This is a genomic window from Arboricoccus pini (assembly GCF_900187945.1).
Lineage (GTDB): Bacteria > Pseudomonadota > Alphaproteobacteria > Geminicoccales > Geminicoccaceae > Arboricoccus > Arboricoccus pini.
Genome location: NZ_FYEH01000005.1, coordinates 164236 through 176663 on the forward strand (window position 1 = coordinate 164236; position 12428 = coordinate 176663).

The following is a 12428-nucleotide window of genomic DNA, read 5'->3' on the forward strand; positions in this document are numbered from 1 at the left end:
ATGACGCGCGCAACCACGAGGTGCCTGGGGCTATATGACGCCTGAGGCCGCTCGGCTCGTCTACCACTCCTCATGGCCGCGGGCGAGGCGATGATCAACAAGTAGCTGCAGTCAGGGTCCTGGCCTGGAAAGGCGGCCTTATCAGCAGCCGGGCTACAGCGACCCTGCCGTCGGGAGATCTCGTCTTCCTGTCGCTGCAGGTATCGACCGACACCAATCTCGCATGGCGCGGCGAGATCGATGATTTCGCCGCTCTGGATCTGGGCTTCGAGGAAGCGCTGGCGTGCCGGACCTGGCTGATGATCAAGCTGCGTCCGGCCGAGCGTGGGGCACCCCGAGTTCATCGTCACCGCCGCCAACACGATCGAGGCCATCGAGCAGCGTGTCTCGTCATGACCATCGATTCGACGGTGAACATGGGGGTCTGTCTTCCGGGCAAGGAGGCGCGCGTCCTCCAGCTGGCGCGTTACAGCCTTTGGAACAACCGCCAGACCGCCCCAGTGCGCGACCCGTTAAACGGTGCCCTTCGACATGTATGCGAGCGACCCCGCGAGCTTGGCCCAGTGGCATGAGATCAAGGCGCGGATCCTGTCGGCCGGCCTTGCCGCCTAGGCAGTCGGCAAGGGCTCGCCGGTCACCAGGGCGTGGCGCAGTTGCGCCCGGGTGATACCCTCGGGAATGCGGGTGAAGGAACCAAGGCCACCCTGCATGCGCTCGGCCGCTGCGTCCAGGACCGTGTCGATATCGATCTGCCGGCGCTCGTCGGCGAAGGCGAAGACCAGCGCATAGTCGCAAACGGCATTGACCAGGCGCGGAATGCCGCCGCTGAAGAAATGCGCGGCCCGGCAGGCATCGGCAGTGAAGAGGTTGGGATCGCCGCCCGCGGTCTTCAGCCGGTGCGCGATATAGCCCTCGACCTCCTCCACCGTCAGCGGCTCCAGGTGATAGTCGACCGCGATCCTTTGCACGAACTGGCGAAGGGTCGGCGAAGCCAGCATCTGGCGGAGCTCGGGCTGGCCCACCATGATGACCTGCAGCAGATGATCATTCTCGGAATTAATGTTGGAGAGCATGCGAAGCTGCTCCAGCGCCTCGCCGCTCAGATTTTGCGCTTCGTCGATGATGAGGATCACCCGTTTGCCGGCGGCATAGCGGTCGATGACAAAATCCAAAAGGGCCTGGTGCTGCTCGACCCGGTCCTTGTCGCGAAACGGCAGGTCATAGGCTGAGAGAATCCATTTCATCAACTCGCCGAAGGAGTGATGCGTGTTGGTCACGAGCCCGATCGTGAGATTGCCATAGGAACGGTGTAGTAGCTCGCGCAGCAAGGTCGTCTTGCCGGTGCCGACCTCGCCGGTGAGCACGACATAGCCCGTCTGCTCCTCAAGCCCGTATTGCAGGAGATTGATGGCGATGCGGTGCGTGCGGCTGCCGTAGAGGAAATAAGGATTGGGCAAAAGCGAGAAGGGCTTTTGCGCAAAACCGAAGAAGGATTCGTACAACTCGCCTCACTTTTGGCCAAAGAGCCCCGAAAGGCCCGGGCTGCTGTCAATGAATACCGATCCCGCTCCGGTCTTCACCGATGGCGTGCGGCCTGGTCAATAGTAACTGATCGGATCCTGCCAGCGGGCATTATTCATGATGCAGCCCAGGAATTTGTCGCGATCGATCAGTTCGGCCGCCTGCTTCAGGTCGGCCTGTGTCGTACCTCCCTCCTGGGCGACCAGGAGTACGCCATTCACGATCCGCTGCAAGGCCAGGGCATCGTCGCTTGGCAGCAAAGGCGGCAGGTCGATGACCAGCCGGTCGAGGAAAGCCCGCCTTAGGACTTGCGAGAGTGCCTGCATCGTCTTCGAGCTCAAGAACTCCGAGGAACGCGCGTGTGAGGTCTTCTGCAGCATCGAGAGCAGATCGTCCAGGTCGGTGCGTAACAGGCACTGGGCCAGCGGCTTGCTTCCTTGCAGAAGATCGGAGGTCTGGCCTGCGGGAGAAAGCGGCAGATAGGAGCGGATATCGGCGTCGATCAGGATGGCGCTGCGGTGATCTGCCTGGCGATCGCGGACGCGAGGTTCAAGGCGACAAAGCTCTTCCCGTCGCCTGGTTACGGACTCGTGACGGCGATCAGGGGGCCCTTGAGAATATCGTTGCGCTGGAGAAGCCGGGCGCGCAGCAGGCGGAAGGCCTGGGTGGCGATTATCTTGCACCGCAGCAATTCCTTCCTGGAGGGCAGCTAGGACCTTCTCGATCGTGCTGAGATCGCCAATCTGCGGCCCACCTGCGCCCGGCGATCGTGTGCTTTGTCGAGCGTCGCTTGGATCTTTTCCTTAAGATCCTTGAGGCGGCGTGGCGGTGTTGAGGCTGCCGTAGAAAAGCGACCGCAGGAAGTCCCACCCGTTTGACGAGATTGTAAGCCAGCACGGCCAAAGGAGCGACACGGCCAGTGACGACGAAGGCCGCCCGCCGGCAGGACCAGCATCACGAGGAAGCCCAGCATGAGCCGGCGGGGCCGATCGGCAGGTCGAGCGGTTCGATCAGCAAGAAGCGCTCACCCTCGAGTTCGGTTTCGGCATCATGCCCCAGGACCGCGGTCATCTCGCGCTGGGCAAGATCGTTGCGGCGATTGGTAAGCTCGATCAGCTGCTGCTGCATCTGGTCGTATTCGCCCTCGATGCCGGGCGTGCGGCTGGCCAGCTTTTGGTAGTCCTGCAATTGCTGGGTCGCGGGCTTCAACTGGCCGGTCAAGGTCGGGATCTGCCCCCGTTCAAGGTCGATTGCAGCTCGATATAGGCGAGATTGTTCAGCGTGCCCGGGCTGGCCTTGCCGTTCCGGGCAATCTGCCGGCCAGCGTTCGCTTGACGCGGAGCACGTCTGGATACCGCGGCGTGTGGCGCCGCAGGGGTGCTTCCAGGTTCTGCTGGGCCGTCATCCGGTCGTGCTCCAGAGAGGATCTCGGATTGATCCCTTGCTACACCTTCAGGACCCGCACCTGCGGGATCAGGCGCGGCGCTCGGGACCGTAGCGACCCCTGGGCGTCGCGAGCTCGGTCCTCATGCTCACGAGCTGGCGGGTCGGGCTCGAGGAGGCGCCAGCGCTGGCGCCGGGCTGGTGGGTTGGGTCAGGACCAATTGCTGCTGCGGGTAGGCCTCGCGCTCGCGCAGGCTCTGGCAGGGTGGTGGAATGGCCCTCACCTGTTGTTCGAGCCGCGTCAAGGTCTGTTGATCGAAGATCGTCTGATCGGGCAAGGCACCGGAATTCTTCTGCCGGAACTCGGCGAGCTGGGTGTTCAATTGATCGATCTGCTGATCGACCCGATACCTTTCCTGGGCGAGGTGGTGGGGATGAGAAACCACTATTTGTAGCGCAGGAAAGCGGACCTATATGTGTACATGGTTGCTGTCATGTCAGCTATATGAAAGCGATTCCGGATGTCGCTTTAAAAAACAACGACAAAGTAAAAATCATACGTTCTACGATAGTTACCAATTGCTGCGAGTTGTCGGCAATGCCAGGCCCACGCGGAAAATTATGGCTTGAGATGTAGCATCGGAATCCGAGTTCTCGAATGATTTGTAACGCAGTCTGTAGGCTAGCGACAAGTCAACCTCCTTGGTCACGGCCCAGCGCAGGCTGGGGGTAAGGTAGATTGCCGTGATATCGCCATCATTGACGCTGCCGCTGCGCTGATTGCCGACTGACTGGTCGAGCAAATAGACGGCATCCATGTTGAAGCTCAGGCGGCGCGAGAGCTTGTGATCGCCGCTCAGGCTGATGCTGTTGCGCGTTACCGCCGTCTGGCCCGTGCCGTAGGGCTGGATGCTTCGCGAGATGCTGAGCTTGGTCGTGGTCCTGGGGGTCGGCAGCCAATCGATACCGGCCTCGAAGTAATAACCAAGTGTATCCTCGCTATCCCGCTCGCTGCCGCCCAACCCCGTCGGCAGCGTCGTCTCGGTGCGCGTGATGCCGGGTCCGATATTACCATTCAAGGCAAGCCTGGGTGAAGCCTGCCACTCGACAATGCCGACAGCGCTGGCAAGGCTCGTCTTTTGCGTGCTCGTATCAACATAGATCGCATTGACGCCAACGCCGGCCCGCAGCCTTGGATCCAGCCTTTTCAGCCAGTCCAGGCTCGAGCGATATTGCGAGTAGGGCGCAGCGTTCGAGCCGAATTCATCTTCGTCAACATTGCTGAAATCACGATGCGTGTACGCGCCGGACAGCTCAATACTTTGGGTCTGGTCGAGCTGATAGGCGAAGTTGGGCGCCAGATCGTAGGTATAGCGCCGTTCGTTGGCGAGACCGCCGCGGCCGGAATCGAGATCGAGCGGGTTGCTGATGCCCGTATCGCGGACGAGGCTGCCTTTCAGGCCCATCTGATGGCGCCGGCCGCTATGGGTGAGGTCAAAGCCGATATTCTCGTCGTCGGTATTCAGTCTGTTTTCGCTGAAATAGCGAACGAGAGCCGCACCGGCATATAATTTAAGGTTGGTAGCCGCTGTGCCCATGTCGGCATCCAGGTCGACGCCCGTGCGCGAGACCAGCGTGGAGACCTTGTTGCTGCTCTGCAGGCCCACATTGTCATCATAGGTGGTCGTCTGGCTGACCTTGGGCGACAGGTCGAAAACGCCGGCCTCCACACGCTGGGCATGACTGAGGACCGCCAGCAATCCGCCGCCCACCAGCCAGGTCCAGCCAGGCAGGCGGCCCGATGGGATTGGCATCAAAAGAGCGAGCCGCCAGGCACGACGATCACGTCGCCCGCTTGCAGCTGGATGTTGCTCTCCAGGTCCTCGCCCACGGCGACATGCTTGTAGTTGAAGGGATGCACGCTCTGGCCCGTGGCATCCTCACGCAGCACCTTGATCCGTCCGGTGCCGGCATAGGGCGTGAAGCCGCCCGCTTGGCTTAGCGCCTGCATGACGGTCGTCGGCTTGGAGATCTGAAAGGCGCCTGGATTGTTCACCTCGCCCAGCACGTAGACGATATTGCCGCGTGCATCGACGAGTTCGACCGTGACCACAGGGCCCGGGATGAAGGGCTCCAGTTTCTGGGCGATTTCGCGTTCGAGCTCGGGAGCGCTTTTGCTTTTGGCGACAACGATGCCAACCAGGGGAAAGGAGATCGAGCCGTCGGGAAGGATGACTTCCTCTCGCTCCAGGCCGTCCTCACGCCAGACGGAGACACGGATAACGTCCCCCGCATTGAAGCGATATTCGTCCGCTCGCACCCCATGAGCGAAGAGGACGACAAGAAGGAACAGGGCCCCTTTAATTGATTTCATCGAGGTGCCTTATCCGCAAGTATGAACGTAATAACGTTATTATTCGACTATGGCCGCAAATCCGCTTCGCTTGGCGCGTATCATAGGATTTCAGGCTTGCCCAGCCTTTGCCGTAATGAGCCGAAGGTTGCGAGCAGAGGCGTGACATTTACGTGTCTTCGTTGCCCGATCCGATGATTCTGCAAGTCAGGGGAAATTTACCATCGGAAGAATGATGAAACTGCCGACAAATTTACTAAAATAGAAATGTATCGTCGTTTTGATTTGATGAAGCCTCTCGAAAAGAGAAATTATAATAACATAGATTGTTAATCGTATATTTGTTGTTCTCTTAATCTTCAAGGAGTGAACGAATAGGCGGCCGAGCGCGAGCAAAGAAAAGATGGTAAACGTTGCTGCTTTCCGGTGTCGATGTTCTTGCGGTTCCAACGAAAGACGCTATTGCCGGCCTAGAGCGTGCAGGATGCGGCGGCGGGGATGGCTCAGATTCAGCTCGAAGGGCAATCTCGAACAGGCCACGATGCTGGCCGCCAATGCTGAATATCGGGGGGCTAATCTCGTACACGGCATGATCGTGCTCAGGCAGAACGATCTGGAAGGCGCGCTGCGGGCCACGCGCGCAATCCTGCGACGGGATCCTCTCTGGTCCCCGGGCCCAAGCTCCTGGCCCAGGTGCATATGCAAAGGGGTGAGAACCGATCTTGCCGTCGATACGCTAAACCAGCTTTTTTGACAGCCGCGCCAAGCCCTGACCCTCGACCTCATGTTCGAGGGTGCCAAGGAGGCCAGGCGGATGCCGGCCGATTTCGAGCGCCAGCCGCAGCCGGCCTCCCAGGGCAATGGCTGAGACGGCTCGACTGCCTGGGCCCTCCCTTGGGCTAGCCGACCAGCTCTGGCAGGTCCGCGTGGAAATGGCGGCCGGCCTCTGTCTTGGCGATCACGCCCTTGCGGATGACGAAGTCGCCAAAGCGCTCCTTCTCGCCCCGCTCCTTGGCATAGGCCAGGAAGAGGGGCCGGAGCTCGGCGATGATCCGCTCATGCCGGATGTCGCGGCGATAGAGCTTGTTCAGCCGCGAGCCGTCGAAGGCAGCGCCCAGATAGAGATTATAGGTGCCAGGGCCGCGGCCGACGAGGCCGATCTCGGCCAGGTAGGGCCGCGCGCAGCCATTGGGACAGCCCGTCATGCGGATGACGATGTCGGCCTCGTCCAGCCCGGCCTCGCCCAGGGCCGTCTCCAGCTCGGTGACGAGATCGGGCAGGTAGCGCTCGCTCTCGGCCAGGGCCAGGCCGCAGGTCGGCAGGGCGACGCAGGCCATGGAATTGCGTCGGAGGCCGGAATAGCTCTCGGGCCCGATATGGTGGGCGGCAAGGAGTGCTTCGATCCCGGCCTTGTTCTCGGGCTTGACCCTGGCGACGATGACATTCTGGTTGGCGGTGATGCGGAATTCGCCGTCATGCACCTTGGCGATCTCGCGCAGGCCCTTGAGGATCTGGCGCTCCTCGGTGTCCTTGATCCTGCCGCTCTCGATGAAGAGCGTATAGTGCCAGAGACCCTGATGGTCCTGGACCCAGCCGATCCGGTCGCCGGTGCTGTTGAAGCTGAAGGGCCGGGGCTTGCCCAGCTTGTAGCCGAGGCGCTTCTCGAGTTCGGCTCGAAACGCCTCCAGGCCCCTGGTCTCGATCGTGTATTTCAGCCTGGCATGCTTGCGATTGGTGCGATCGCCCCAGTCGCGCTGCACGGTCACGATCTTCTCGGCGATGTCGGTCGCCTGCTCCGTCGTGCAAAAGCCCAGAACGTCGGCGGTGCGCGGGAAGGTCGCCTCGTCGCCATGCGTCATGCCCATGCCGCCGCCCACGGTGACGTTCCAGCCCGCAATGGCGCCCTTCTTGTCGAGCACGGCGATATAGCCCAGGTCGTGGGCGAAGATATCGACGTCATTGTCCGGCGGCACGGCCACGACCGTCTTGAACTTGCGCGGCAGGTAGGTCTTGCCATAGACGGGCTCGCTCTCCTCCGTCTCGGCCTCGCCGCCCGCCACCTTCTCGCCGTCGATCCAGATCTCGCGCCAGGCGCCGGTCTTGGGCAAAAGATGCTCGCTGATCGCGCGCGCCAGCTCGTAGGCGGCGTCATGGGCGGCCGAGAGATGCGGATTCGAGCTCGCCATGACGTTGCGGTTGACGTCGCCGCAGGCGGCGATCGTGTCGAGCGAGGCGCGGTCGATCGCCTGCATCGTCCGCTTCAGATTGTTCTTGATGACGCCGTGATACTGGAAGGTCTGGCGCGTCGTCGCCCTAAGCGTGCCGTTCGCGAAGGTCGTGGCGATCTCATCCAGCTTTAGCCATTGCTCGGGCGTGCAGACGCCAGCCGGCATGCGGATGCGGATCATGAAGCTGTAGGCGGGCTCGAGCTTCTTCTTGGCCCGCTCGGCGCGGACGTCGCGATGATCTTGCTGGTAGAAGCCGTGGAACTTGCCGAGCTGCGTGTCGTCGTCGGCGATCGCGCCGGTGATCTGCCGCTCCAGGCTCTCCACGATCGTGCCGCGAAGATAGTTGCTCTTGTCCTTGATGTACTCGTTGGCGGCCAGCCCCGGCGGCGGGGTTTCCTGTGTCTTCTCGTCAGCCATGGCGCTTGCGCTGTCCCTAAGGAGATAAGATCAATAGACGTCGCGCTGGTAGCGCTTGGTGCGGTTCAGATCATCAAGATAGGCGCGCGCCTGGTCCGGGCTTTTCCGGCCTTCCTCGGCGATGATCCGCAAGAGCATGGCCTCGACGTCCTTGGCCATGCGCGTGGCATCGCCGCAGACATAGAAGGCCGCGCCCTCCTCGAGCCAGGCCCAAAGATCCCGCCTTGCTTCCCACATATGGTGCTGCACGTAGATCTTCTCGGGCTGGTCGCGCGAGAAGGCGGCATCGATGCGGGTCAGGACACCATCCTTCTCGAGCTGCTGCCATTCGAGCTGGTAGAGAAAATCATTGGTGAAGGTCTGGTCGCCGAAGAAGAGCCAGTTCCTGCCCTTGGCCTCCAGCGCCTGGCGCTGATGCAAAAAAGCCCTGAAGGGAGCCACGCCCGTGCCCGGGCCCACCATGATGAGCGGCCGGTCATGGTCGGCCGGCAGGCGGAAATGCTTGTTGGGCTTCAAGAAGACCGGCAGCGTGCCGCCTTTCTTGCTGCGCTCGGCCATGTGGATGGAGGCAACGCCCTTGCGCTCCAGCCCGTGGCTCTGCCAGCGGACGGCAGAGACCAGGAGATGCGCCTCGCCCGCATGCGCCAAGGGCGAGCTGGCGATGGAATAGCTGCGCGGTGCGAGGGGTCGCAGCAGGCCCTGCAACTCGCCCGCTTCCAGCTTCGCATCGAAGGTCATGAACAGGTCGATGAGTTGCCGGTCGGCGATGAAGTCGCGCCAGCCATCGGCGGCCAGGAGCTCCGCCAGGGCCTTGTGCGGCTTGAGCTTCTGGTAAGCCTCCATGACGGGCCGCGAGAGCGTGGTGATGTCGAGTTCGCTTTCGAGGCGGGCTTCCAGGGCCGAATCACCCTTGAGGCCGGTCGCCTGGAGGATCGCCTCGACAAGGATCGGATCGTTCTTTGGCACCACGGCCAGGCTGTCGCCGGGCTCATAGGCCAGGCCGCTCTCGCCCAGATCGAGCTCGAGGTGGATCGTTTCCTTGGCCGACCAGCGGCCGTTCAGGTTGATATGCTCGATGATCTCGGCGTCATAGGGGTTCTTGGCCGTCCAGGTGGGGGCGTCCGCCAAGGGCTCCGTGCCGGCCCTTGCATCGAAGGGGATGATCTCGGCGGAAGCGCCGGCATCGGCCGGTTTGAGCGCGTCCAGTGCCGTATCGGTCCAGCCATCCGCCAGGGCTTCGAAATCGAGGTCGCAATCGACCCTCTCGGCCACGCGCGTGGCACCCAGCTCGGCCAGACGGTCGTCGATCTTCTTTCCCGTCAGGCAGAAATCGACATAGGAGGAATCGCCCAGGGCCAGGACACTAAAGCGCGTATTCTCGAACCTTGGCGCCCCGTCCTCGATGAGGGCCCGGTAGAAGGGCTCGGCCCGCTGAGGGGGATCCCCCTCGCCCCAGGTGGCGGCGATGACGAGGAGATTCCTGGCCGCTGCGATTTCGGCCGGCATGACATCGGCCATGTCGACGGCCTTGGGTTTGAAGCCACGTTTCTTGGCCAAAGCCTGGATCTTGAGGGCCAGCGCCTCCGAATTGCCCGATTCGGTCGCATAGAGGATCGTTAAGGGTTCAGCTGCACGCTTCTCGGTCGCCGGCGCCGGTGACGGTGCCGACGCGGCATTGCCGGTGGCGGCGGCATAGCCGGCGAGAAAACCGGCCAGCCACTGGCGCTGATCGGCCGTGGAGGTGCCCAAGATACGGTTCAAGGCCGCAATCTGCTCGCTCTCGAAGGGAGCCGTCTTGGGCAGCAGCGGGGCCGCTGAGTTGGACATGATATCGTCTCGTCAGGCGATCGGTTTAAGCGTGGCTTTGCACGGCGGATGGCTTCGACAAAGCTGGTCTTCTAGAGCGTTTTCATCGGCAATGAAAACTCAGATCAGACAGCCTTCCTCGGAAGTCGGGCGCGGCCCTTCGGGCAACGGCAAGTGGATGCCACATTCGGTCTTGCCTCGCCCTGCCCAGCGGCCGGCACGCGGATCCTCGCCGGGTGCCACGGGGCGTGTGCAGGGGGCACAGCCGATCGAGGCATAGTTTCTGGCCACCAGCGGGTGGGCCGGCAGGTCATGCTCGAGGCGATAGGATTCCAGCGCCTCGACGGTCCAGTCTGCCAAAGGATTGATCTTGATCCGCCGCCCGTTCTCGTCGGGCTCGACGGTGCGCAATTTGCGGCGGAGGTCGTTTTGAAAGCGCTTCCTGCCCGTGATCCAGGCGGCGAAAGGATGGAGCGCCTCGTCCAGCGTCTCCACCTTCCTGATGTGGCAGCACATGTTGGGATCGTCCTGGTGCAGCCGGCCCTCGGGATCGAGGCGTGCCAGATAGCGCATGTCGGGTCTGGCATCCCGCACGTCCCGGAGGCCCAGCCTTGCCACGAGCTCGGCCTTGTAGGCGAGCGTGGCCGGGAAATGGACGAGCGTATCCAGGAAAAGGACGGGTATGGCGGGGTTGGCCTTTGCCACCATGTGCAAAAGGACGACGCTCTCGGCTCCGAAGGAGGAGACCAGCGCCGTCCGGCCCTGCAGAGGGCCATGGACGACGAGCGCCTCGATCAGGGCTTGGCCGCTCAGATGACCGAAGGCGGCATCCAGGTTCTGGGGGGAAAGCCGGTCACTCATCGAGCTTTCCACCCCGGGGCAGGCGCCTCACCGCACACGCGCAACACCGACCGATCGCTAGGATGTCGGAGCGGGGGGCGATGATGACAATGGGGTTCAAGACCTGCCTCCAGGGCGACCGAGCCGGTCGCTCGTCCTAACAAAGACGGCAGTAAGAGCCCGCCGCCTCATGACAGTCCCGTATGTAGTACGTTTAAAAGAACATTCCAAGGGCGTAGAAAAGAATATAAACCAAGTAGAGTAGTGTATAATAGAACGCATCCAGCGCATGATGGCGCTGCAGCCTGGATATTGCGCGCGCATGCCCCTCATGCCCCCGTTGGGGCTGAGTCCAGGTTGAGACCGGCGCGGCGCTCAGTTTCTTTCCGCCGAGGGAACAGGCGTCGTCCGCTAGGGCATCCGGCAGACCGGACGGCCTGGCGTGTCAGGCGCTGAGCCTGCGCCTCAAGGCGAACCGGCCTGCCCTCAAGATGGACCGGTTCCTGGCCGAGAGGCGCGCCGCCCGAGATGGGTCCAGAGCCCGCCTGCTCTAATCCGCAGCTACTGATGCCCGCGAAGCGATCTGCAATTGGGGCCGGGCGAAGAAAAGAATGACGATCCCGGCAATAAACGCCATCAGGGCGACGAAGACGAGGCCGGCGCCGAAACCGCCCGTCTGATCGCGGAGATAGCCAATGGCGTAGGGACCGAGGAACCCGCCCAGATTGCCCACCGAGTTGATGACGGCGATGCCGGCGGCACGGTCGGTATCGGCCAGGAATTCGCTGGGCAGCGGCCAGAAGCAGGGCTGGATGCTGTAGATCATGCCGCCGCCCATGATGAGACCGACGACCGACCAGAGCGAGGTGCCGAACCAGGCGGCGATCAGGACGCCCAGGGCAACCACGCAAAGCACGGCAAAGCCGTGGAAGCGGCGATCACCTGTGCGATCCACGCTGCGGCCGACCAGCACCATGGCGACGATCGCCACGACATAGGGGGTGGCGGCGACGAAGCCTGTGGTGAGCGTGCTGAAGCCCAGCCCCTTGACGATCTGCGGCATGAAGAAGCTGAGACCGTAGCTGGCGACGTTCTGGCCGAAATAGATGGCGATGAGCGCCCAGATCCGCCAGTCGACCAGGACCTTGGCAATGCCGAGATGGCCGTGCGCGCGCACGTGGTGATGTTCGGTCTCGAGCTCGCCTGCCAGCCAGTCTCGCTCGTCAGGTGTCAGAAAGTAGGCCTCCTTGGGGCCATCTGGGAGGATGCGCAGGACGACGAAGCCCAGAAGGATCGCCGGCACGGCCTCGACCAGAAAGAGCCATTGCCAGCCGACCAGGCCCAAAAAGCCGTGCATCTGCAAGAGGAGGGCCGAGATGGGGCTGCCGACCACGCTCGAGAGCGGCATGGCGATGGCGAAGAGCGCCACATAGCGCGCGCGGTAGCGGGCCGGGAACCAGTAGGTCAGATAGAGGATCATGCCGGGAAAGAAGCCGGCCTCGGCGATGCCCAGAAGAAAGCGCAGAACGATCAGGCTCCATGGACCCTGCACGAACATCATGGCGCCGGCGACGATGCCCCAGCTCACCATGATGCGGGCGATCCAAAAGCGCGCGCCGACCTTTTCCATGATGATGTTGGAGGGCACCTCGAAGAGCATGTAGCCCAGGAAGAAAATGCCAGCCGCCCAGCCGAAGACCGTGGCGCTGATCCCCAGATCGGCATTCATGGTCAAGGCGGCAAAGCCGACATTGGTGCGGTCGACGTAAGCGACCAGGTAAAGCAGCCCCATGATGGGCAAAAGGCGCCAGGCGACCTTTCCCACGATGCGGTCACCATCGCTGCTGTGCAGTGTCATTGATTTAGCTCTCCCTTATTCT

At 62.3% G+C, this 12428-nt stretch carries 11 protein-coding genes; 1 reads left to right on the forward strand and 10 read right to left on the reverse strand.

From position 1 onward, the window contains the following. Window positions 1-608 precede the first annotated feature (608 nt). The 4 genes from CFB17_RS08795 to CFB17_RS19790 form a co-directional block, all read right to left on the reverse strand. Window positions 609-1502, reverse strand: a complete 894-nt coding sequence (locus CFB17_RS08795; RefSeq protein ID WP_088561166.1) for an ExeA family protein — start codon at window positions 1500-1502, stop codon at window positions 609-611. Window positions 1503-1598: 96 nt separating this feature from the next. Continuing rightward, complete coding sequence (locus tag CFB17_RS18995; protein ID WP_133063871.1) at window positions 1599-2204, reverse strand: tyrosine-protein kinase family protein; 606 nt, start codon at window positions 2202-2204, stop codon at window positions 1599-1601. Window positions 2205-2475: 271 nt separating this feature from the next. Continuing rightward, on the reverse strand, window positions 2476-2742 hold the full coding sequence (locus tag CFB17_RS08810; protein WP_088561169.1) for a hypothetical protein: 267 nt from the start codon (window positions 2740-2742) through the stop codon (window positions 2476-2478). 55 nt (window positions 2743-2797) lie between these two features. Then, entirely contained in the window at window positions 2798-2926 is a 129-nt protein-coding gene (locus CFB17_RS19790; protein WP_279311730.1) for a hypothetical protein, read from the reverse strand. A gap of 199 nt (window positions 2927-3125) precedes the next feature. On the opposite strand from CFB17_RS19790, the gene CFB17_RS19000 reads away from it, so the two are divergent. Beyond that, window positions 3126-3359 (forward strand): hypothetical protein, encoded by a 234-nt coding sequence (locus tag CFB17_RS19000; RefSeq protein ID WP_133063872.1) that lies wholly within the window; start codon window positions 3126-3128, stop codon window positions 3357-3359. A 117-nt stretch (window positions 3360-3476) separates the two neighbouring features. On the opposite strand, the gene CFB17_RS08815 is transcribed toward CFB17_RS19000, so the two are convergent. From CFB17_RS08815 to CFB17_RS08845, 6 genes are all read right to left on the reverse strand, one after another. After that, window positions 3477-4718, reverse strand: coding sequence for an outer membrane beta-barrel protein (locus tag CFB17_RS08815; RefSeq protein WP_088561170.1), 1242 nt, complete (start codon window positions 4716-4718; stop codon window positions 3477-3479). Continuing rightward, complete coding sequence (locus CFB17_RS08820; RefSeq protein WP_088561171.1) at window positions 4718-5278, reverse strand: polysaccharide biosynthesis/export family protein; 561 nt, start codon at window positions 5276-5278, stop codon at window positions 4718-4720. Before CFB17_RS08820 ends, CFB17_RS08815 begins: the two co-directional genes overlap by 1 nt. Window positions 5279-6156: 878 nt before the next feature. Further along, window positions 6157-7902, reverse strand: coding sequence for an NADPH-dependent assimilatory sulfite reductase hemoprotein subunit (locus CFB17_RS08830; RefSeq protein ID WP_088561173.1), 1746 nt, complete (start codon window positions 7900-7902; stop codon window positions 6157-6159). Window positions 7903-7932: 30 nt separating this feature from the next. Continuing rightward, on the reverse strand, window positions 7933-9729 hold the full coding sequence (locus tag CFB17_RS08835) for a diflavin oxidoreductase (protein WP_088561174.1): 1797 nt from the start codon (window positions 9727-9729) through the stop codon (window positions 7933-7935). Between the two features lie 99 nt (window positions 9730-9828). Further along, the gene (locus CFB17_RS08840) at window positions 9829-10569 is read right to left on the reverse strand and encodes a phosphoadenylyl-sulfate reductase (RefSeq protein ID WP_088561175.1); all 741 of its coding nucleotides are present in this window, start codon (window positions 10567-10569) and stop codon (window positions 9829-9831) included. 529 nt (window positions 10570-11098) lie between these two features. Beyond that, window positions 11099-12406, reverse strand: coding sequence for an MFS transporter (locus CFB17_RS08845; RefSeq protein WP_088561176.1), 1308 nt, complete (start codon window positions 12404-12406; stop codon window positions 11099-11101). Between the last annotated feature and the right edge of the window lie 22 nt (window positions 12407-12428).

Bases quoted from the DNA above. Each gene is read 5' to 3' on its own strand.
- CFB17_RS19790 (WP_279311730.1), bottom strand. From the start codon at position 2,926: ATGACGGCCCAGCAGAACCTGGAAGCACCCCTGCGGCGCCACACGCCG.
- CFB17_RS08820 (WP_088561171.1), bottom strand. From the start codon at position 5,278: ATGAAATCAATTAAAGGGGCCCTGTTCCTTCTTGTCGTCCTCTTCGCT.
- CFB17_RS08840 (WP_088561175.1), bottom strand. From the start codon at position 10,569: ATGAGTGACCGGCTTTCCCCCCAGAACCTGGATGCCGCCTTCGGTCAT.
- CFB17_RS08835 (WP_088561174.1), bottom strand. From the start codon at position 9,729: ATGTCCAACTCAGCGGCCCCGCTGCTGCCCAAGACGGCTCCCTTCGAG.
- CFB17_RS08830 (WP_088561173.1), bottom strand. From the start codon at position 7,902: ATGGCTGACGAGAAGACACAGGAAACCCCGCCGCCGGGGCTGGCCGCC.
- CFB17_RS08845 (WP_088561176.1), bottom strand. From the start codon at position 12,406: ATGACACTGCACAGCAGCGATGGTGACCGCATCGTGGGAAAGGTCGCC.
- CFB17_RS08815 (WP_088561170.1), bottom strand. From the start codon at position 4,718: ATGCCAATCCCATCGGGCCGCCTGCCTGGCTGGACCTGGCTGGTGGGC.